The 21,128-nt window shown below is 43.1% G+C and carries 20 protein-coding genes; 8 read left to right on the top strand and 12 right to left on the bottom strand.

The window, feature by feature from the left end; translation table 11 throughout:
• Nucleotides 1-30: 30 nt before the first annotated feature.
• The 8 genes from BDE36_RS14025 to BDE36_RS13990 form a co-directional block, all read right to left on the bottom strand.
• Nucleotides 31-1,200, bottom strand: coding sequence for a tetratricopeptide repeat protein (locus BDE36_RS14025; RefSeq protein WP_128767445.1), 1,170 nt, complete (start codon nt 1,198-1,200; stop codon nt 31-33).
• Nucleotides 1,201-1,204: 4 nt separating this feature from the next.
• Nucleotides 1,205-2,233 (bottom strand): tetratricopeptide repeat protein, encoded by a 1,029-nt coding sequence (locus tag BDE36_RS14020; protein WP_161973332.1) that lies wholly within the window; start codon nt 2,231-2,233, stop codon nt 1,205-1,207.
• Between the two features lie 87 nt (nt 2,234-2,320).
• On the bottom strand, nt 2,321-4,933 hold the full coding sequence (gene gyrA, locus BDE36_RS14015) for a DNA gyrase subunit A (protein WP_141815371.1): 2,613 nt from the start codon (nt 4,931-4,933) through the stop codon (nt 2,321-2,323).
• Between the two features lie 270 nt (nt 4,934-5,203).
• A complete protein-coding gene (gene hemF / locus BDE36_RS14010; protein WP_141815370.1) occupies nt 5,204-6,100 on the bottom strand; it encodes an oxygen-dependent coproporphyrinogen oxidase in 897 nt (298 codons plus the stop codon).
• The gene (locus BDE36_RS14005; protein ID WP_141815369.1) at nt 6,090-7,787 is read right to left on the bottom strand and encodes a sodium:solute symporter family protein; all 1,698 of its coding nucleotides are present in this window, start codon (nt 7,785-7,787) and stop codon (nt 6,090-6,092) included. Before BDE36_RS14005 ends, hemF begins: the two co-directional genes overlap by 11 nt.
• Before the next feature lie 100 nt (nt 7,788-7,887).
• Nucleotides 7,888-10,353 carry a PIG-L family deacetylase gene (locus BDE36_RS14000; RefSeq protein WP_141815368.1) on the bottom strand — a complete coding sequence of 822 codons (2,466 nt, stop codon included), beginning with the start codon at nt 10,351-10,353 and terminating at the stop codon, nt 7,888-7,890.
• 98 nt (nt 10,354-10,451) lie between these two features.
• The gene (locus tag BDE36_RS13995; protein ID WP_141815367.1) at nt 10,452-10,982 is read right to left on the bottom strand and encodes a DUF2911 domain-containing protein; all 531 of its coding nucleotides are present in this window, start codon (nt 10,980-10,982) and stop codon (nt 10,452-10,454) included.
• A gap of 338 nt (nt 10,983-11,320) precedes the next feature.
• Entirely contained in the window at nt 11,321-11,581 is a 261-nt protein-coding gene (locus BDE36_RS13990) for a hypothetical protein (RefSeq protein WP_141815366.1), read from the bottom strand.
• Between the two features lie 210 nt (nt 11,582-11,791).
• Here BDE36_RS13990 and BDE36_RS13985 point away from each other — a divergent pair, with 210 nt between their 5' ends.
• A complete protein-coding gene (locus tag BDE36_RS13985; RefSeq protein ID WP_141815365.1) occupies nt 11,792-12,271 on the top strand; it encodes a DUF4442 domain-containing protein in 480 nt (159 codons plus the stop codon).
• A gap of 20 nt (nt 12,272-12,291) precedes the next feature.
• A complete protein-coding gene (locus BDE36_RS13980) occupies nt 12,292-12,933 on the top strand; it encodes an RNA-binding domain-containing protein (protein WP_141815364.1) in 642 nt (213 codons plus the stop codon).
• Between the two features lie 49 nt (nt 12,934-12,982).
• Here BDE36_RS13980 and BDE36_RS13975 read toward each other — a convergent pair whose 3' ends face one another.
• The gene (locus BDE36_RS13975; protein ID WP_141815363.1) at nt 12,983-13,222 is read right to left on the bottom strand and encodes a hypothetical protein; all 240 of its coding nucleotides are present in this window, start codon (nt 13,220-13,222) and stop codon (nt 12,983-12,985) included.
• An 83-nt stretch (nt 13,223-13,305) separates the two neighbouring features.
• On the opposite strand from BDE36_RS13975, the gene BDE36_RS13970 reads away from it, so the two are divergent.
• Genes BDE36_RS13970 through BDE36_RS13960 form a run of 3 tightly spaced genes read left to right on the top strand, consistent with a single transcriptional unit; the run spans nt 13,306 to nt 17,068 of the window.
• Nucleotides 13,306-15,063 carry a carbamoyltransferase family protein gene (locus BDE36_RS13970; RefSeq protein ID WP_244939618.1) on the top strand — a complete coding sequence of 586 codons (1,758 nt, stop codon included), beginning with the start codon at nt 13,306-13,308 and terminating at the stop codon, nt 15,061-15,063.
• The gene (locus BDE36_RS13965; RefSeq protein WP_235904454.1) at nt 15,060-16,058 is read left to right on the top strand and encodes a glycosyltransferase family 2 protein; all 999 of its coding nucleotides are present in this window, start codon (nt 15,060-15,062) and stop codon (nt 16,056-16,058) included. Before BDE36_RS13970 ends, BDE36_RS13965 begins: the two co-directional genes overlap by 4 nt.
• Before the next feature lie 11 nt (nt 16,059-16,069).
• Nucleotides 16,070-17,068 carry a glycosyltransferase family 9 protein gene (locus tag BDE36_RS13960; RefSeq protein WP_128767432.1) on the top strand — a complete coding sequence of 333 codons (999 nt, stop codon included), beginning with the start codon at nt 16,070-16,072 and terminating at the stop codon, nt 17,066-17,068.
• Between the two features lie 13 nt (nt 17,069-17,081).
• Here BDE36_RS13960 and BDE36_RS13955 read toward each other — a convergent pair whose 3' ends face one another.
• Both BDE36_RS13955 and BDE36_RS13950 read right to left on the bottom strand, forming a co-directional pair.
• Nucleotides 17,082-18,392 carry a nicotinamide mononucleotide adenylyltransferase gene (locus BDE36_RS13955; protein ID WP_128767431.1) on the bottom strand — a complete coding sequence of 437 codons (1,311 nt, stop codon included), beginning with the start codon at nt 18,390-18,392 and terminating at the stop codon, nt 17,082-17,084.
• Between the two features lie 134 nt (nt 18,393-18,526).
• Nucleotides 18,527-18,967 (bottom strand): Hsp20/alpha crystallin family protein, encoded by a 441-nt coding sequence (locus tag BDE36_RS13950; RefSeq protein ID WP_141815361.1) that lies wholly within the window; start codon nt 18,965-18,967, stop codon nt 18,527-18,529.
• Nucleotides 18,968-19,105: 138 nt separating this feature from the next.
• Between BDE36_RS13950 and BDE36_RS13945 the strand changes: the two genes are divergently transcribed.
• The gene (locus tag BDE36_RS13945; RefSeq protein WP_141815360.1) at nt 19,106-19,531 is read left to right on the top strand and encodes an acyl-CoA thioesterase; all 426 of its coding nucleotides are present in this window, start codon (nt 19,106-19,108) and stop codon (nt 19,529-19,531) included.
• 14 nt (nt 19,532-19,545) lie between these two features.
• Here the strand turns inward: BDE36_RS13945 and folB are convergent, their stop codons facing one another.
• Entirely contained in the window at nt 19,546-19,908 is a 363-nt protein-coding gene (folB, locus tag BDE36_RS13940; RefSeq protein WP_141815359.1) for a dihydroneopterin aldolase, read from the bottom strand.
• Nucleotides 19,909-20,089: 181 nt separating this feature from the next.
• Between folB and BDE36_RS13935 the strand changes: the two genes are divergently transcribed.
• Both BDE36_RS13935 and BDE36_RS13930 read left to right on the top strand, forming a co-directional pair.
• Nucleotides 20,090-20,686: an SCO family protein gene (locus tag BDE36_RS13935; RefSeq protein ID WP_235904456.1), complete on the top strand. Its 597-nt coding sequence runs from the start codon at nt 20,090-20,092 to the stop codon at nt 20,684-20,686.
• On the top strand, nt 20,673-21,107 hold the full coding sequence (locus BDE36_RS13930) for a c-type cytochrome (RefSeq protein WP_141815357.1): 435 nt from the start codon (nt 20,673-20,675) through the stop codon (nt 21,105-21,107). Before BDE36_RS13935 ends, BDE36_RS13930 begins: the two co-directional genes overlap by 14 nt.
• The last annotated feature ends 21 nt before the right edge of the window (nt 21,108-21,128 follow it).

Raw genomic sequence — 21,128 nt, 5'->3', positions numbered from 1 at the left:
ATGTCCGGCTTTTTTTTTATTAAGCTATTCTTATAGCGCTTTAATTTTTGCGTCGATTTCGTCTGCCTTAGCTTTATTATTCTTAATTGTATAATAAGTTTTAAGGTTTCTTAAAGCAAGATCTGACTTAGGATTAAGTTCAACAGCTTTTTCAAGGAAAGGCAAAGCCCTGTCGAATTCAGCCTGGGCTTTTTTCATTGTTGCAGCATATTCAGTTTGCTTATTTGCAGGAAGCTTATTTGCTTTGTTATAAATCTCAATCCCGTTATTCATAATAAGACCGCCAAGATTAATAAAGGCGTCGTTATAGTTAGGATCTAATGCAATAGCTTTTTTGTACGCTTCCTCTGCTTTTACATTTTCATTAGCAGCGTTGTATGCAATACCTAAGTAAAAAGGATAGATCTTATTATTTGGTTCCTTTGTTGCCTGTGCATTTATCTTTTCTATTACTTCCTTCTGTTTGCCGCTCATGAGGCTTAACTCAATCTCTCTTGTAGCCAGGTCAGAGCTTTTAGGGAACTTTGCAGCTCCTTCGCCAGCAACCTTAATTGCAGCGGTAGTGTCGCCTACCTGCATGTACAGCGCAGAAAGATTAGAATAGATATTTTCAAGAGCAGAATAATTGGTTGGAAGCAGCTCTTTAAACCGTGCAATGGCATTCGCGTTATCTTTAGCATACATCGCTGAAATTGCCGCAGCATAGTTTAATGTAGTGTCACCGGGTGCATATTCTAACCCTTTGTTAAATTCTTTGTACGCTTCAGCATATTGTTGCTTGTCGTAAAAGTTCTTTCCTTTGATTAACTGACCCTGCGATAAAAGAGTAACAGCTTTCTGAATATTCTCTTTTTGAGCCCCTGCGTTATCCAGCTCTTTTGCTTTGTTTAAGGCAGTGAGTGCTTCAGCGGTAAGCTGATCGGCAGCAGATGTGCTGTCATTAGCCGCCATATCTGCATAGATTAATGCACGATACGTCCATGCGCCTGCATCATTCTTGGTCTTCTCGTGTAAAACCGCTTTATCAATAGCCTCTTTAGCCGACTTTAATTTCGGTTGGGCCAGTTGAGGAGATGCTCCTCTTAAAGTTGTATAACTCTCATAATCAGATTTAGCAGAACTTACTGCTGATTTCTGTGCGAAAGCAGAAACAGACATTCCTATTACTGCCAGTGTAACTATAAGCGACTTCGTATTCATATATTTAGTTTATTAGAATAAATTGTTTCAGTTTATTATTAACCTTTTCCAGCTCAATCATGTCCCCCGTACTGTTGTATAAAATAGCCAGTGATTTTAACACGTTTACTGAATTGGGATTTATTTCGCCGGCCAAAGTAAGATATTTTTTTGCGAGATTTAGATTTACTTCCTTATTATTTGCCGAATTCAGGTACCAATTGAGATACAACAGTCCAAGAGAATAATTGCCTTCATAGTTGTTATACTCCAGAGAAATTACCCGTTTATAATACTCTTCTGCTTTGGCCTTTTTCCCCGTCATGTCGTAGGAGAATCCAGCCAGATAATTGAGTTCGGAATTATCGGGATCTAGTTTTAGCGCATCCAGCACAATATTTTCAACCATGTTGTAAGCTCCGTTATCGGCATAGATGTTTATCTCCTTGAATAACAGATCCTTGTTTCCTGGAAAAACACGTCGCCCTTCCTGCAGAACTTCCAGCGACTTATTGCTGTTACGCGACTCGTAAAGATTAGAAAGAGCAAGGTAATAGTCGGGTAATGAACGTTTCCTGTCTTCCACAAGCTGCTCGTAATAGTTAATGGCCCGGCTAATGTTCCCCATCTTCTCACTTAAGAGTGCAAGGTTATGCTTAACAAAAAAGAGTTCAGAATTTAAAGAATCTACAGACAAATAAGCTTTGTAGGCTTCCGGATAATTATAAACAGTAATAGCCTTATTCGCTTTTATTAACCAGGCTTTAGCAAGCTGTGTCTTCACATAATCCAGTTCGGGTTTGTGCTCATCATTCAGCTTTGGGCTCTTCAGCCTGTTTAGCGAAAACAACGTTTCGTTTATCGGGTCTTTTTTATAGGAAAGTCTCCGCGTAGAATCTGCAAAGGCAAGTGAAGAATACACAAGGCTTCTTATCAGGTTATTCTTATAACTGAAAGAATCCTTGCGTGTCTTATATGCTTCATCAATTGATTTCCTTGCTTTTTCAAGATCAGAAAACTCACCTTTATTTGTGTAAAGCGCAAAATTATTCATTGCCTCTTTTGTTAATGATTGCGCAGAAAGAAGTCCCCCGCTACAACACAACAGCATCATAAATAAAAATCGCGTTCTCATAAATTGCTATTCTTCTAACGTATCCTCGTCCTTATTCGTATCCTCTTCACCGTCAGTTTCGTCAACTTCCTCCTCAGTTGTTAAATCCTCATCATCTTCGCCTCCCAGATCTACCGGCTCGTTCAATGGCTCGACAGTTTCGGCTTCTTCTTCGTGTTCAACCTTAGCAATCGAAGCTATGGCATCCTCCCCTTTCAGTGATATAAGTCTTACACCTTGTGTTGCACGACCCATCACGCGAAGCTCGCTGATAGCTATTCGGATAACAATGCCTGATTTATTAATGATCATCAGGTCATCTTTGTCAGTAACATCTTTTATAGCAACAAGCTCCCCTGTTTTATCAGTAACGTTCAACGTCTTCACGCCTTTACCGCCACGGTTGGTAACACGGTAGTCTTCAAGGTCAGTACGCTTGCCATATCCCTTTTCGGATACTACCAGGATAGTAGCTTCAGGATTATTGATGCTGATCATTCCGATCACATCATCCTTGTCGTGTGCCAGTGTTACCCCGCGAACTCCCGTTGCAGTACGTCCCATCGGTCTTACTGTCGACTCGTTAAAGCGTATCGCCCTGCCCGAACGAAGCGCCATGATGATTTCGCTGCTACCATCTGTCAGGTTAGCTTCGAGCAGCTGGTCTCCATCATTGATATTGATGGCGTTGATACCATTAGCCCTTGGACGCGAGTAAGCTTCAAGCGACGTCTTCTTTATGGTTCCCTTGCGGGTACACATAATGATAAAGTTGTTCTCAAGATACTCCTGGTCCTTAAGATTTTTAACCTTGATATAGGCTTTGATCTTTTCTTCCTTAGGGATATTGATAATATTCTGAATTGCCCTTCCTTTACTTGTTCTCGATCCTTCAGGAATCTCGAACACACGGAGCCAGAAACATCGCCCGGCTTCTGTAAAGAATAGCATGTAATTATGATTCGATGCAATAATGATATGCTCTATGAAATCCTGATCACGGGAGTTTGATCCAAGAGATCCCTTTCCTCCCCGGCCCTGAGTACGGTACTCTGTAAGCGGAGTCCGTTTGATGTAGCCTTCGTAAGAAATGGTAATTACAACTTCTTCGTCTTCGATGAAGTCTTCCATCCGCATATCTTCGGCAGAATGAACGATGGTTGTTTTACGTTCGTCACCGTATTTTTCTACGATCTCAGCGAGTTCATCTTTTATGATCTGCATTCTTAAGCCTTCGTCGGCCAGAACAGACTTCAAATATTCGATAGTCTTCATAAGTTCGGCATACTCTTCCTTGATCTTATCACGCTCAAGTCCGGTAAGACGGCGAAGCGTCATATCAAGGATAGCACGCGCCTGAAGATCAGAAAGTCCGAATGTTGTAATTAAGCCGGTACGGGCATCTTCAGGAGTAGCCGAATTACGAATTAACCGGATCACTTCATCGAGATGGTCAAGTGCAATCAGCAAACCTTCGAGGATGTGGGCACGCTTTTCGGCTTCGGAAAGCTCGAAGCGCGTGCGCCGGATCACCACTTCGTGCCTATGATCAACAAAGTGTTTGATCAGGTCCTTTAGGTTAAGCAACATCGGCCTGCCATGAACAAGAGCAATGTTATTTACACTGAAGGAGCTTTGAAGCGCTGTGTATTTATAAAGGTTATTAAGAACAATAGAAGAGTTTGCATCTTTCTTTATCTCATATACGATGCGCATTCCATCCCTGTCAGACTCATCGCGTATTTCAGATATGCCTTCAATCTTCTTTTCATTAACGAGGTTCGCAGTACTTTCAATCATCTGCGACTTGTTAACCTGGTAAGGTATCTCAGTTACGACAATCCGCTCACGGTCGTGTCCATAGGTTTCGATTTCGGCCTTAGCCCTCATCATCACCCTTCCGCGTCCTGTTTCGAAAGCTTCCTTCACCCCTGCATGGCCATATATGATACCGCCGGTAGGGAAATCGGGTGCTTTGACATGCTGCATCAGTTCTGAGATCTCGATGTCGCGGTTGTCGATATATGCCACCGTCGCATTAATAACCTCATTCAGGTTATGCGGCGCCATATTCGTCGCCATACCTACGGCAATACCCGAAGCTCCGTTTACAAGGAGATTGGGGATCTTGGTAGGAAGAACGGTAGGCTCTTCAAGAGAGTCATCAAAGTTCAGCTGATAATCAATCGTATCTTTATTAATGTCAGCAAGCATTTCTTCAGCAATCTTTTTAAGACGTGCCTCAGTGTACCGCATTGCCGCCGGCTCATCGCCGTCGATAGAGCCAAAATTACCTTGTCCGTCCACCAGGGGATATCTTAAGCTCCAATCCTGGGCCATACGAACCATCGTGCCGTATACAGATGAATCACCATGCGGGTGATACTTACCCAGTACATCACCCACAATACGGGCCGATTTTTTATAAGGCTTGCCACTTGTAACACCCAGGTCGAGCATTCCATACAGTACACGTCTGTGTACCGGTTTTAATCCATCGCGAACATCTGGAAGAGCACGTGAAACAATTACCGACATCGAATAATCGATGTAGGCCGATTTCATTTCTTCTTCGATATTTATAGGTATAATGCGATTGTTAGTAGGTTCTAAATTTGCGTTTTCTGTTTCTTCAGCCATCGTTTGATAGTTGCATTTTTAACTATGAGCCACCCTTGAAAGGAGCTCCGCGAAGATAAGAAATTATACCGACATAACGCAGGAATTGTAAGTTATATAAGGGTTGCAGGTTGTGAGTTGCAGGTTGTAGGCTGTGAGTTGTAGGTTGCGGGTTACGGGTTGTGAGTAGCAGATGTCTTGGGAATGATACAGTCTTGTATACCCACCGGTCTTACTTATTTAAGTTTTTCCAACCTAGAACTCACAACGCGCAACCCACAACTCACGTCACTAAACCCAGTCAATCCCTTTTTTAAGGAAGGCAAGCGTCTTTTGTTCCTCGCTGCCTGGTTGAGGCTGGTAATTGTATACCCAGTTTGCCTGCGGAGGAAGGCTCATTAATATGGATTCTATCCGGCCATTGGTTTCAAGACCGAACCTGGTACCTGCATCGTATACCAGATTAAATTCAGCATAGCGGCTTCTGCGCTGATATTGCCATTGCTTTTCATTATCAGTAAAGTCGGTGTTGCGGTGCCGGTTAACCAGTTCAGAGTACATGGGAACAAACGAGCGGCCCACAGCCTTAGAAAATTCAAAAATTTCATACCATTCCACTCCGGATGTAGCAGGACTTAACCGGTCGTAAAAAATCCCCCCGATGCCGCGTGTTTCGTTGCGGTGCTTAATAAAGAAATAATTGTCCGCCCATTTTTTAAAGTCGGGATAAAAGGAAGGACTATATTGATCGCATACCGCTTTAAGGTGACTGTGAAAGAAGCGAGCATCCTCTTCAAATACATAATGAGGCGTGAGATCGATGCCGCCGCCAAACCATCTGACATCTTCATTCATTTCGAAATAGCGTATGTTCATGTGGATAATCGGCACTAAAGGATGGTTTGGATGAATTACAATAGAAACGCCGGTAGCAAAAAAGTCGTCAGAGTCAACTTTAAGCGATTTCTTTACCGTCTTGGGAAGTTGCCCGTATACAGCAGAGAAATTTACGCCTCCTTTTTCAAGCACATTTCCATTTTGTATAATACGAGTACGGCCGCCACCGCCGCCTTCCCGTTCCCAGATTTCTTCTTCAAAGGCGCCCAGGCCATCAAGCTGTTCGAGTCCACGACAGATTTCGTCCTGAATAATCTGATAGTCCGCTGCTATATCCTCTTTATTGATCATTATGCAAAGATGCTCTTTTCTGAATTAAATACAGGCATCCGCTTACGAAAGGGACAAGCAATGCGCCTACTGCATTCAGCCATAAAAACGAGACAATATCCGCTTTATATATAAGCAGCACGCATATTTCGGCCACTACTGCCCCGATAAAAACGTTATTCCCCTTAACTGGTTTCATATAGAAAGCTACAAGGAAAATTCCGAGGATAGTACCATAGAAAAGTGATCCAAGGACGTTTACAGCTTCTATCAGTGAACCAAGCTGTGTCGCGAACATAGCGACGCCAATACTAAATATCCCCCAGAAAAAAGTATGTAACCTGCCGTAAAGTAATTGTTTCTTTTCGCTAACCGTATTGCTGCCCTTAAGTAGTTGAACATCCATAAGGGACGAAGCCGCGAGAGAATTCAGGGCTGCCGAGACAGACCCCCATGATGCAAGGAATATAATAGCAAAGAGTAAGCCCACCACTCCTTTAGGAAGAGTGTGTTTGACGAAATAAAGGAATATATAATTTGTGTCGCTCGAGTCGGTGCTTAGTTTATTCAATGAGATCAGGTCATTTACCGAGCCTCTTAACTGCTCAATCTGCTCCTTTGTTTGCTGAAATTCTTTAGCAAGTACATCGGAATGCTCCTTGCTGTTATTTCTTTCAGCTGCAACTTCCCTTACTTGTCGGGCGTAACGTTGTTGCAGTACCTGATATTCGTTTTCAATTTTGAGCACCTGTTGAGGATGCTGCTCTTTCAGCAGACTATACGATCCCTCATTAAAATAAAGCGGCGCCGGTTTAAAGCTGTAGAAAGCAAAAAGCAGCGCTCCGATAAGCAATATGGAAAATTGCATCGGAATCTTTACCAGTCCATTCATCAAAAGCCCCATCCGTGCTACTTTGGCGTCTTTTGCCGTAATATACCGGCCCACCTGGCTTTGATCAGTACCAAAATACGATAGGGCGAGGAAGAAACCGCCGACGATGCCACTCCAGATGTTGTATTTATCTTTCCAGTCGAATCCTGTTGTAATAACATTTAATTTTCCAGCTTTTCCTGCAACATAGAGGGCGTCGCCCATATCTACCCCGGAAGGCAGGCTTTCCACAACCAACCAGCCCGCCAGCGCCATGCCCGACAGAATGATCATAAACTGAAGCTTCTGGGTGTGAGCCACGGCGCCGGCACCGCCGCTACAAGTGTAGATGATGAGCAAGCCGCCCAGAAGAACAGTGGTGATATAAATATTCCATCCTAAAACAGAAGATAGAATAATTGATGGAGCATAGATGCTGATACCTGTAGACAGTCCTCGTGAAAGAAGAAAAAGTATAGCTGTAGCGAGCCGCGTCTTTCGGTCGAAACGTTGTTCAAGGTATTCGTACGCTGTATACACATTCAGCTTTCCGAAAATTGGTATAAAGGTAATGCAGATAACCACCATGGCTATCGGTAAGCCAAAATAGTACTGCACAAAGCGCATCCCGTCAGTATAAGCCTGTCCTGGGGCCGAAAGGAATGTGATAGCGCTGGCCTGAGTCGACATGATACCAAGCAGAACAAGATACCAGGGCATTTTTTTATCTGCCAGGAGGTACGATTGTGCCCCGTGCTGGTTACGACCCTTATAAACGCCATAGACGATAATGCCTGTAAGGGTTATCAGCAGTACCGTCCAGTCAATTAAACTCATCCCCAGAATTTAGTGAACCAATAATACAAAAGAATTTGGATCAGCAACAGCAGCAATACCGCCAGGTACCAGAATCGCCATTTCGGTTGATTAGGAGCCATTATTTACCAACTGATAACATATTCATTAATAAACGTACTGCACCGGTGTTTCCGGCAGGCAACTGCCTGAAAAATGACAGCGAAGAATAGATATAGTGTCCCTTGCCATACGTTGTATATAGCGTACATCCTTTTAAAGGCGCCTCGCCTGTATCGTTCATCTCAAACAGGGGTTCATAATGATTGTCCCAGGTGACCGGAAAGTAGAGTCCCCGCTCCTGTACCCATCCTTTGAAATCATCTTTTGTTATTTTGTTAGGGTAGTTAAGCAGCCTGTGTGAAGGATTTAAAAAGTTTACCTCAGCATTTTCTTCCGTCACCCTTGCGTTACCTAAACTAAACGGATATGGACCAATATTATCAGATGTAAGACCCTGTACGGTGTTGTATTGTACAACCAGCGTCCCTCCATTTTGGACGTACTGATGCAACACCGGTAACCAGTAATTCATTCGTTTTTCGGTGTTGACCGCCCTAACGCCTGTTATAATGGCATCGTACTGCTTAAGGTTCGCGGCAGAAGTGAAATCTTCATCTTTTAATATAGTGACACTTAGTCCCGCCAAACGAAGGAAATCAGCTGTATAGTCGCCCGCACCTTCAATATAGGCTATTTTAGAAACGGTACTCTTCCAGTTTTTGTTTAATACCCTGGTTTCAGCGGGAGTGAAATACTGAAGCGTAGGAATGTGATCATACGCAATTAACTGCTGCGTTTTGTCATACCGGTTATCGCCATCATTAAGGACGGCCTTTAATGTAAATTCTTTAGTTCCGGTTTGCATTAACGAGTTCTTCGGAATTTTAACAGGCAGTACGGTATCGATCCCCGCTTTTAAATTAAGATGGCTTATGGTGAGTAAGGGCCTGCCCGACTCTATGGACAGGGAGGCGTTTGTTATATCTTTTAAGGGATGTAAGCGTACTTCGGTATTCAGCGAACCATCATCGTTAGATATAAGAAGCTGGTGCGTAAAGCCTGGCATTACTGCAGGAACAATACGTAACGCTTCAGTAACATCCCCCTTTACCGGATCAAGTCTTTTGTAAGACAGGGGAACGTTTATATCGAAACTCTCCTCTCCTATCGTGCAACTAAGCAAAGCGCGGGTTCTTGATGGTGATTCGGGAAGTCCGTTAAGCGTATCGGAAGGCAAATAATAGTGATCGGCATCCTCACCTGGCTTAGTCAGCCAGTAAGGCTCTGCAAGCGGTGTGCCTACCGGAATATCTATCTGCTGTTTTGACGAAAATAAAGAATCGTTACCTAGCCTGGTATGGAGGTTCGCAGAAATCCCGTTCCATTTCAAGGCTTTCAGCTGCACGGGTGTGGCTGACCGGGCAATAACATTAAGGGTAAATGGTATAGACGATCCTGCTACCGCCTCGGGCTGATTACAGAACATTTCGGCCATAAAGCCGCTGCAGTCAAGAATAATCTTATCGAGCTCGGTCAGTTTTTCTTTGCGCCAGAAATTATCTTTCACCTGCGCTATCTGCTTGCGTAATTTGAGTAAGTGAGGCAGGCTTAAGTCAGGACGGTTATAGTTAAACTTTTGAATAATGTCATTTATCTGATCGCCAATATCCTTTCTTCCCACACGGTTCCAGCTAACATCTATCCCATCAAATAAAGAGGCCGATAAAGGTTGTCCATCTACAAGTGCGAAATATTCAGTTTGTATACCTGCCACAGATGGGGTACCCGCACCCTGACTTTTGTGGACGCTGCGGCTGATGCCTGCCAATTCGCCGTACCCCATACCCATCTGAGGTTTGTACTGGCCGGTTGCTATCTTTAGCTGCGATTCTGAAGTAGTATTATTATTGCCGAAACGATAGCTGTTTAACAGGATTCTTTTGGGTTGCCATGTCTGGAGATATTTCAGATGTTCGCTGAACTGCCCTTTATCTCCTGCAGCTTTAAATGCCTTTTCTGCAATCACTGCCGATGCGGCATGCTGTCCATGCCCGGCCCTTGCATCGGGAGGAAACCTGCAAATAATCACGTCGGGTCTGAAGTGACGGATTGTCCACACAGCGTCGCCTGTCAGAATATTTTCGTTCCAGTGTTTAAAAGTTTCTGTTGTGTTTTTTGAAAAACCGAAATCCACCGCACGGGTGAAAAACTGCCCGGCACCGTCTATCTTCCGTGCTTCAAGAAGCTCATACGTCCTGATCAATCCCAAAGCCGGCCCCTGTTCGCGTCCAATGATATTTTGACCGCCGTCTCCCCTGGTAAGCGATAGGTAAGCAGTATTGATATTCTGATCATTCACCAGCCAGCTCAGCAAACGGGTGTTTTCGTCGTCGGGATGCGCGGCGAAGTATAATACTTTTACAAGCTTATTAAGCTGCAATAGCTCGTGATGAATTTCGGCTGATGCAGATGGGCGTACCTGTTGCGCTTCAATGGCATAAGATAGGGAAATTAAAAATATCAGAATACCTATTTTCCTGTGCATAGACTAACGTAAATTAAAAACCCGCAGCATAAAGATACTGCGGGCACAAATAAAATGCTTTATTCTCTAAAGCCTCGGATAAAAGAGTAATATTTTCGTTATTTAACAGATACCGGAAGCTGAATGTATTCCCATCTTAACTCGAATCCCTTTTTGGTAATAGCATACTGCAGACGCTCCTGCAAGTCGCTTACTTTACGCGGACTTACACTTACACGTAACGCATCCTCCGATTCATTATACTTGTATGCTCCCCATTGCTTCGCATTTTTGCTGAAAATAACTGTCCATGGCCCGCTCTCTGCAGGAATGACAAAGAAAGCATACGTACCGGCGGGCAGGGTTTTACCCTCAACAGTTACATCTTTATCTGTTTTAAAAGTAGTTGCACCGTTCGCTCCGGCTCGCCATACCTTGCCGTACTTCTCCAGCTCACCCCAGATCTTTCTGCCCTTTACGGCAGGACTTCCGTAATTAATTTCTACGTTAGCTTTGCCGATTTTACCACTAACACTGTCTCGTGGACTGGCAACTGGCTTTGCGTCCTGAGCTACTAAAGACCCAGAAAATAAAAAGGCAAAAACGAAAAGAGTTAATGCACCTGTTCTTAATAAAAATAGCTTTTTCATTTACTTTGATTTATAGACTTAATACAAAGTAACTGTTTTTTTTCAATCGCAAGAAAAACATTCAGAGTAATCTTATATACTTGCAAAGCTGGCAGGGGGCGTTTTCTGACTATGAAATGTTGCGCCGCATTCTCTGATTACTTGTTTTATCGTAACAAGGGAGCAAGATTGAGAAATGATGCAGAACGGTATAAGCCAGGCTCTGAAATGGTAGGAGTAATCTTCGGGATGAATGCACATTGACAGCACCGTGCTCTCACCGTGTACTTACCCCGAAGCATTCCCAAACAAAACCAGAAGAATTCTCCTGTCTTTCTTAGATTATTCTACAATAACGCTTAAGGAGTTGGCGTATTTGGAGTGCCAGCTGTATCAGTACCTGATCCTATACCGTCCTCACCCACGCCTCCTCCCGGAGTTGTTTGAGTAACGGATGTATCGGTGTTCATCGTATCGGTGCCGTCGATCTCCGGATCCGCAGAATCCGTCATCATCGTGTCTCCTTCCTGATCTGCATTCCGGCTGCTTGAATTACATGAAGCTGCGGTAAACGCGAGAAAAGCTGAAACGATTGCAATTTTTAGGGCATTTGTTTTCATGGTAGTTTAATTTAAATTGATAAATTGTTATTATTTAATAAATCGTTATTATTGGAGCTACGTTAGTACCGCTGCGTAGCAGAGGCACCTTTAATAATATTTGTAATTACTTAATAATTAAATGGTTTAACAATTTTGATTGTAAAGAGTTTAATATTTTGCAACTTCGGGATAGTGCCCGAATACCGATAAATTACTTTAGCAGTTAATATGCTTGTTTCAGAAAGAACGCTTAAGTGGGCCATGCGTTTTTACCCACCTCTTTTATTCCAGCGCATTTGGGTTGAACGTTTTCAGCGAGATTTCAGGGGTGTCGACGTTAAAATTGCAAGGAGTATATTAAACCTCAATTACAACCGTTCTATATTCGGAGGCACGATTTATGCCGCTGCCGATCCTTTTTATGCGGTGTTGTTTCACCAAATTTTACAGAAACGAGGTTACAAGGTTCAGGTTTGGCAAAAGTCCGCGGAAATTGACTATGTAAAACCTGGAATGTCTTCTCTTTACTTCAGTGCCAGATTAGATGATGCAGAGATCAGTGAAGCTTGCAGTAGTTTAGATAGCGACGGAAAGTTTGTTAAAAGTTATACGATTGAAATTAAGAATAAGGCCGGGGAACTCTGCGCGACAGTAGAAAGCACGGTATATATACGCAAACTGTATAGTATCAAAACAGAAAGCCGTTAAATTTTATTATTATTCAGTCCATGAATCGATTAAAGCCTTACCATATACGGCAACTGATTTTTGAAGGTGAAGAAGTATCTCTTGATTTCAAGAAAACCATTACGTCGTGCTCAAAGATAGCCAAGACAATGGTTGCATTCGCCAATAACAAAGGCGGAAGACTGCTGGTTGGTGTATCAGATAACGGCGATATCAAAGGCGTGAGGTCAGAAGACGAAGAAAAATACATGCTTACAAAAGCTGCTCATTTTTATTGCCGGCCAGCGCTTGAGCCGTATTTTGAAGAAGTATACATCGAAGATAAAATAGTTCTGGTAGCCGAAATAAAGGAAAGTGATACGAAACCTCACTATGCGCTTGGCGAGGATAATAAATGGTGGGTTTACATCAGGGTAAAAGATAAAAGTCTCTTAGCTAGTAAAATTGTGGTGGATGTTCTCAAGGCCAGTTCCCGGGAAGACGGTGTATTGATAGAGTACTCGGGTAAAGAAAAGGCTCTGCTGGAATATCTCGAAAGCAATGAAAGAATTACCGCGAGTGAATATAGTAAGATGCTCAATCTTTCGCGCCGGCGCACACGCCGTATCCTTGTTAATTTAGTTCTGTCGGGTATAATTCGGGTACACACCACCGAAAAGGAAGAGTTCTATACTGCCTCCTGACCATACAGCATCCCCGCTGCAATCTCAGCTCCGTACGTAGTAGTGCGTATCAGAACATACCCAAGTCTTCTTTCCTTTTATCTTCATAGCCCCACTCCTCACCGGGTTTGAGCTCAACGCCACTGTATTTACCGAACTTTATGATCATATAAGCCATCCAAAGAATTACAATTGGCGAGAATAAAAACATCCATGATGCAATCGATGGTTTATTCATGAATATAAAGAATAGAAAAATCAGGAGATATGTGCTGGCCGCGGTTATGGCGAAAATTATTCTTGCTGTCATCGGTAGATGTTTTAAATATGGAACAGCCTGATTTGTAAAGTGTTTTGAGTGTTGTAAAACCTTTAAAAACATTTTATGCCTGTATGATATTTATTAGCTGCAAATCTACTTTTATGTACACCTTAGGTATCAATGCTGTTTTTCATGATTCCGCAGCCTGTATCCTCAAAGACGGGATATTAATTGCTGCAGCAGAAGACGAACGTTTTACTCATATTAAACATGGCAAACGCCCTGTTCCGTTCAGCACATGGGAGCTCCCTTTTCACGCAATAGACTATTGTTTACAGGTAGCTGGGATCCATCTGAATGATGTTGACCATGTAGCTTACTCATTCGATCCTTACCTTTTGCTTGGAGAGAAATATCGGAATAAACCCGTGATTGAAGTGCCATTATTCCAGTCGCCAGGATCGGCAAATACGGAATGGCTAAATCCATGGGATTCCCTCTTTCTTTCTTACATTATTAACGCGCCGCGCCAGCTTAAGGACGGCTATCCTCATCACCTTCAGAAGCGATTTAAAGGCACGCGTTTAGATAGTTTTCAGTTTCATTATGTCGAGCATCATCTAAGCCATGGGGCTAGTGCTTTCCACCCTTCGCCGTTTACAGAAGCCGCGGTGATGACATTTGATGGACGCGGCGAGCTGGCCACTACTACTTATAATGTAGGAAGCGGAACCTCCCTTGATCGAATTGGACAAGTGAATATGCCGCATTCACTGGGCTTGCTCTATGAGGAAATCACATCATACCTTGGCTTTCTGCATTCCTCAGATGAATATAAGGTAATGGCCCTCGCCTCTTACGGGAAGCCAGAGTTTATAAACGACTTCAGGGAGATGATACAAGTTAGCTCCGGCGGTCAGTATACTATCACCAACAAGAACTTTGAGGAGCGCTTTGGCCCCTCCAGGCTACGGCACGAAGAGTTTACCTCACATCATTTTAACATTGCACGCTCTCTTCAACTGGCGCTTGAGGAAAAAGTGCTCGATATTGCCGACTGGCTCCATAGAGAAACCCGGCAGGACAACTTGTGCATGGCCGGTGGAGTAGCACTTAACTGCGTGTTGAATGCCCGGATTCGCGACAAAGGGCCGTTCAAAAAAGTATGGGTACAACCGGCATCGGGTGATTCAGGTACAGCTCTGGGAGCAGCTATATGGATAGATGCACAGCAAAGGCAAAGCCATCAAAAAGATTTTGAGATGACACATGCTTACTGGGGGCCTGAGTATTCGGACGCGGAGATCGAGAAATTTATGAAATGGGCGAAGGTGCCTTACAGAAAACTGGAGGACGTTGCCCGGGAGACGGCCGAAATACTGGCTCAGGACAAGATTATTGGCTGGTATCAAGGGAGAATGGAGTTTGGGCCGCGCGCTCTCGGAAGCCGCTCCATACTGGCCTCTCCCATCAGTCCGTCCATGCAGGCCAGATTAAACGAGGTGAAGGACCGTGAGGACTTCAGGCCTGTTGCACCGGTAGTACTTGAGGAAGATGCACATGAGTGGTTTGAAAACGCTGAATATTCACCCTATATGCTCTTTATTTATAATGTTAAGCCAGATAAGGCTGACAAAATACCTGCGGTTCGACATGTCGACGGAACAGCACGAATACAGACCATTAATAGAGACCAGCATCCTTCTTATTATAAATTACTCGAGGAATTCAAAAAGATCACCGGAGTACCGGTGCTCGTAAATACCTCTTTCAATACGTTGGGAAAACCCATCGTTTGCAGTCCACGGGATGCGATTGAATGTTTCTGGACTTCTCCGTTTGATGCATTGATCATTGGTTCGTTTTTAATAGAGAAAGATTGCAGATGAAAATATCTGTTGTGATTCCTACATATCGGCGACCGCAGCTTCTGGTTCGATGTCTGGAAGCATTAATACGGCAGAATTTCGACAAGAACGAGTATGAAGTGATCGTGGTGAGTGATGGTCCGGACCAGGCAACAAGCGAGGCCATGAAATTCTGGATAGATACAGTAATTCCAAAGATCCGCTACATTTCTATTCCTGGAAAGAAAGGGCCAGCCGCTTCAAGGAATGCCGGCTGGATGAATGCAACGGGACATTTGATTGCTTTTACCGACGATGACTGCCTTCCGAGTCCTAACTGGCTTCAAGCTGCATGGAAGGCATACAAAGGAGAACAACTGGTTGTATTTACAGGAAAGGTTATCGTTCCAATCTCCAGGAATCCAACTGATTACGAACGAAACATATCCAAACTTGAAACGGCTGAATTTGTAACTGCGAACTGTATCTGCACCCGGCAGGCTTTAAAATGCGTGGGAGGTTTCGACGAACGATTCGGTATGGCATGGCGCGAGGACAGCGACCTGCATTTCAACTTTATAAGCAATGAGATACCTATCCATCCCATCCAGGCCGTTGTAACGCATCCGATACGCGAGGTTCCCTGGGGCGTTAGTATAAAAGAGCAAAAGAAAGGACTTTACAATGCACTTCTTTATAAAAAATACCCTGCTCTTTACAGGCAACGAATTAAACCTCACCCCTCCTGGAACTACTATGTGATGCTGTTGCTCTTTTCTGGAGCGGTTGTTTTTTTCGCTGCGGGCCACCCGTTTAAGGGGTTGATTTCCCTTTTAGGCTGGCTTACCCTGCTTATAGCATTTATTGAAAAACGCCTTACTGATACGTCGCGATGCAGGAAACACGTTGTCGAAATGATTGCCACCTCCGTTGTTATCCCTTTCGCCTCCATCTTCTGGCAATTATATGGCTCCGCTAAGTTTAGAGTATGGTTTTTTCAGATAACGGTATTCATAAATGTAGCTTTCAACTATTAATTTAACACGATATGGACTTCCATTTAAAACTATCACCCGCATACGTGAAAAAAATTGCGATATTCAGAGCCCTTCAGTTAGGTGACATGCTTTGTGCAGTTCCGGCAATACGGGCGCTCAGAGCATCCTATCCTGATGCCGAGATTACGTTGCTGGGATTACCCTGGGCAAAGAGTTTTACAGAAAGGTTCAAAGACTATATCGATCGCTTTATCTGGTTTCCGGGCTACCCGGGATTACCTGAGCAGGAGTTCAGCGCTCCCGTGTTTTGCACGTTTCTTGAAAAAATGATCGGCGAGGAGTTTAACCTCATACTCCAGATGCAGGGAAACGGTACCATTGTAAATCCGATGATAGAACTCTTGGGAGCAGAATACTCCGCAGGATATTTCAAAGAAGGTATTTACGCTCCGGATAATGGCTTGTTTATGGAGTATCCCAACTACGGACATGAGGCAGAAAGACATGTAAAACTGATGGAGTTTTTAGGTATACCTCCTTTGGGGACAGACCTGGAATTTCCGTTAACCGCCCGGGATTACGCCGACTTTAATGAAACCGCTCTTCCTATCGAGGAGAAGAAATATGTTTGTATTCACCCCGGATCGAGGGGCGCCTGGAGGAGATGGCCTCCTGAGTACTTTGCGCAGCTGGCTGATATTGTTGCCGGACAGGGATTCACCCCCGTTCTTACCGGAACTTCAGATGAACTTGATATTGTGAATGCCGTGGTGTCGCACATGTTTCACCCACCTGTTATAGCTGCAGGCAAGACCAGCATGGGCGCTGTAGCTGTTCTTATTGAAAGGGCCTTCGCATTGATTTCGAATTGTACCGGCGTTTCTCATATTGCAGCAGCGCTGAAAACTCCAAGTGTAGTAATCAGCCTCGATGGTGAATCTGATCGCTGGGCGCCACAGAACCGGAGTCTTCACGATGTAATAGACTGGACGGTCAATCCTGACTTCAACCTTGTGAGCGATGCTGTAGAACGCCTGTTCCGTAAGTAAATTATCTGAAACCTTATACCGTCTTCACATCCTTTTTATCATAGCTTTCTATGTCGGTGATATAGTTATTCTTTATGAGGAACTCGAACAAAGGCTTTGCTTCTTCCGACACTGGCATATTATGAGTCGTAATGATCTGATTGTTTCTTTTGTCGAGATAAGGATAAGCGTATAATTTAACGTTTCTACTGAAAAGGTCGCTTACATATGCAAGCAGTTCGTCAGTATAGTTTTCACCATACTTCGTCGAATCGAATATACGCCTGAGATTAGCTATATTGGTAGAAATGCCCACGCTATGAGGTTTGCACCTCGAGAGATATTGAGCCAGTTTGTGGTTACGGGTGAAGTTTGATACAATAACATTGTTGCCGGTAGAGCACAGCTCTTCAGCACGGTTTGCAAATTCCTCAAGATCTGAGGTGTTTATTTCCTGGTCGTCGTCGAGCATATTAGACATTAACACCTCTATTAAAACGAGAAGGTTTTCATCGCCAATGTTCTGCGATCGTTTAAATTGTTCGACAGCCCTGTTAAACAAATCGAAGTTTGGCGTTGATTTTTGCCGGTATTTCGTTCGAAGGATCATAATGTCCCTTTTATACAAAACATCCTTCGACTGACATACCTGGGTGTTCTTATCGAAGATTGCGGCACTCGAAAAGCCTTTGGCTATAAGATAGAGATTAACGAGGCGATCATTCGCATGCTTAAAACATGGGCCACGCAGATTGATTAAATCGATCTCAACAGAACCAACCGACAGGTTATCAACCAGCGACTCTATCATTGATTGCACATCCTGAGATAAGAAGAAAGCAGCAAAGACCAGATTTACCCCTACAATACCCAGCACATTCTGCTGAAGGCTGTTGTCGCTATCGAGCAAGCGGATATGCAGTATAATCTCATTTGCTTCTCCTCCAGGCTCCGACTGGAACATGATACCTACCCAACCGTGCGGATCGTTCGTTTTATTATAATTAAGAGTGGTAACCGTGTTGGCAAACGCAAAAAAACGTCTATCCTGATACTTTTCGCCGGAAAGCCGCTCAGTCAACAGATCAAACTCATGTCTGAGCATTTTTTCAAGCCGCGATTTACTTACATATCTTCCGGATTTTTCCGAACCATAAATCTCATTGCTGAATGCCATGTCGTAGGCCGACATGGTTTTCGCTATTGTCCCCGACGCTGCCCCGGCAGTAAAGAAATTTCTCGCTACCTCCTGACCTGCACCAATTTCGGCAAATGTACCATAGATGGTGGGGTCAAGATTGATTTTAAGAGCTTTTCTTTTTGTTTCAGGTATTTCTCGATGCATGGTTCAAAAATACATTTTAAGCTGTAAAACAAAAAGGCGCCGCCTGATTAAGCAACGCCTTTGTTCTGTTAACAAATGCTTTTTAACAATGGTTTCGTAAAAAAGCACTTACCTGTTACAAATTCCCTTAGACTTTATTTAACTGAGATTTCTCTTGATAACACCTTAGCTTCTTCTCTTTTAGCCACGTTCACCTTCAAAATACCGTCAACGTATTCAGCTTCAATTTTGCTATAGTCGGCTGTTTCCGGTAAAGTAAACGATCGTACGAAAGAAGAGTAGCTATACTCCCTGCGGTTATACTTTTTACCCTCAGGGGTGGTCTCATTCTTCTTTTCAGCAGAAATGTTCAATATATTCTTGTCGAGATTAATCTTGAAGTCTTCTTTCTTCAACCCGGGCACCGCCAATTCTATATGAAAATCACTTTCACTCTCTGCTATGTTTACCGCCGGAATTCTTGAAGTAAGGCGGTCCGCTACATATGAGTCATTGAATACTGAATCGAATACATCATTAAACCAAGGTTTTAGAGCGCTCCCGTTGTTTCCATTTGCAAATTTTACAAGTGTCATTTTATATATCCTCCTTATTTTTTTGTTTTGGAACGATAAATACAATGCTCATACCAAAACAATTTCAAGGGAAAAATCGTTTATAATAAGACAATTTGACTTATTATTTTAGAAACTAACCGACAATTTGTCTTATTTATGAACTTAATAGACTTCAACTACAAGACTTTCATACCTGTGCGCTTTGGCGATCTTAATGCCTTCGGAGTGGTAAACAATGACGTTTTTCTTACCTATTTTGAAATTGCCCACTCCGGTTACTGGAAACATATTACACGCTGGCAAAGCAAGTCAAAAGGGATCATCATTGGAAAGGCTGAGCTAAACTATCTGAAACCGGTCACCTTTAACGATGAACTATACGCCTACGTTCGTACCAGCCGGGTAGGCAACTGCAGCTTTGAAGTAGAATATATATTAACAATTAAAAAGAATGCCGATGAAGAAATCTGCACCACAGGAAAAACAACCTGTATTTTTTATGATTTTGAAAAGGGCAAGCCTGCCCTCCTTCCCGAATTACAACGAAACAAGATGATCGCGTTTGAAGCCCTTGCGGTATAATTATATTTTAACTTCTATTTCCTGTACGTAAATTCTACCAGAGAATTATTAATCTCACCCTCCAGAGGAAGTCTTGTTTTTCGGATACTTATACGGATAGTATCAAGTGATGGAAACTCTTCTTTTATAGTGTTCAGTATACCAATCGCCACGGTTTCTAGAAGTTTTTGTGTCTTTTTCATTTGCAATGCGGCTATTTCGAATAGCCGCTCATAGTTCACTGTATTTGCCAATTCATCGTCTCCGTCACTCAGCACATCCATCTCGGTGATTATGTCTACTATAAATTCGTTACCCAGGATCTGTTCTTCAGGATAAAAACCATGATAGGCAAAAAAACGTACACCTTCCAATCCAATCTTTTTCTTGATATTCATTCTGTTCAAAAATAGCTATTGTCTCTAATGTATTGTGACTTTTGCAAAAATATACAACTTGCATTAGCCTTTACGATACTGTACTTTTGCTGAATATCTCCTTATAATTGAATCGATATTCATGAAATTTTACTATTTATCTGCGGGGTTCTTGTTTTTATTCGCATTAACTGCCTGCAATTTGAAAGAAGAGAAAAAGCTTCCGGTTCTTGGTAACCGTGAAACGGTTGAAAAAACAATTGATGGTAAAACAGTAACCGATACCATTTACCAGACTATACCCAGCTTTAGTTTTATCAACCAGGATAGTGCAGCGATAACTAACAAAGATTTTGATGGTAAGATATACGTTGCTGACTTTTTCTTTACTACCTGTCCCTCTATCTGTCCTGTAATGCATCGCAACATGCTGAAGGTGTATGATAAATTCAAGGACAATCCGCAGGTGATGATTGCCTCTCACACTATCGATTATAAGCACGACACCCCCGCAGTATTAAAAGAGTATGCTACGAAACTTGGTGTTAGTGGAAAACAATGGCAATTCCTGCGGGGCGGCAGGGATTCTGTGTATACTTTAGCAGAAAAACACTATCTGGTGGCAGTGAATGAAGATAAGAGTGCTCCTGGAGGATATATCCATCAGGGGTGGTTTGTTTTGATCGATAAGGAAAAACGCCTCCGCGGAGCTTATGACGGTACGCAACCCGATCAGGTGGAACAGATGATTTCGGATATGGAAACTCTGCTAAAGGAGTATCAGCATGATAAGAAATAGAATCATCTGTATTCTGCTCCTTACAATCTCTTCATGGGCCGTTATCGGATCCTGCCAGAGCGAAACCGATCTCAATTATGCCCGGTATTATACCAACGGCAAACAGCTTTATGATACCTATTGCCAGAACTGCCATGGCGCTGATGGAAATGGTCTTCAGCAGCTGATCCCTCCTCTTTCGGATACATTGTTCCTTCGAAAAAACAGAGATAGACTGGCTTGTATCATTAAAAATGGCATGGATGAGAAGATTATGGTGAATGGGAAAGAGTATAATGGGCTGATGCCGCCGAACCCCCAATTGCCTGATATCGATATTGCTGCAATAATTACCTATATCACAAACAGCTTCGGAAATAAGCAAGGTTTATATGACCAAACAGCGGCTACACAAACTCTGAAGAAATGCGAGATGCCCTAGTCGTTTTTTGAGGTGTTAGTC

Source organism: Arcticibacter tournemirensis, assembly GCF_006716645.1.
Lineage (GTDB): Bacteria > Bacteroidota > Bacteroidia > Sphingobacteriales > Sphingobacteriaceae > Arcticibacter > Arcticibacter tournemirensis.
Note: the sequence above shows the minus strand (reverse complement) of the source record. Positions and strands in the feature narration are given on the sequence as shown.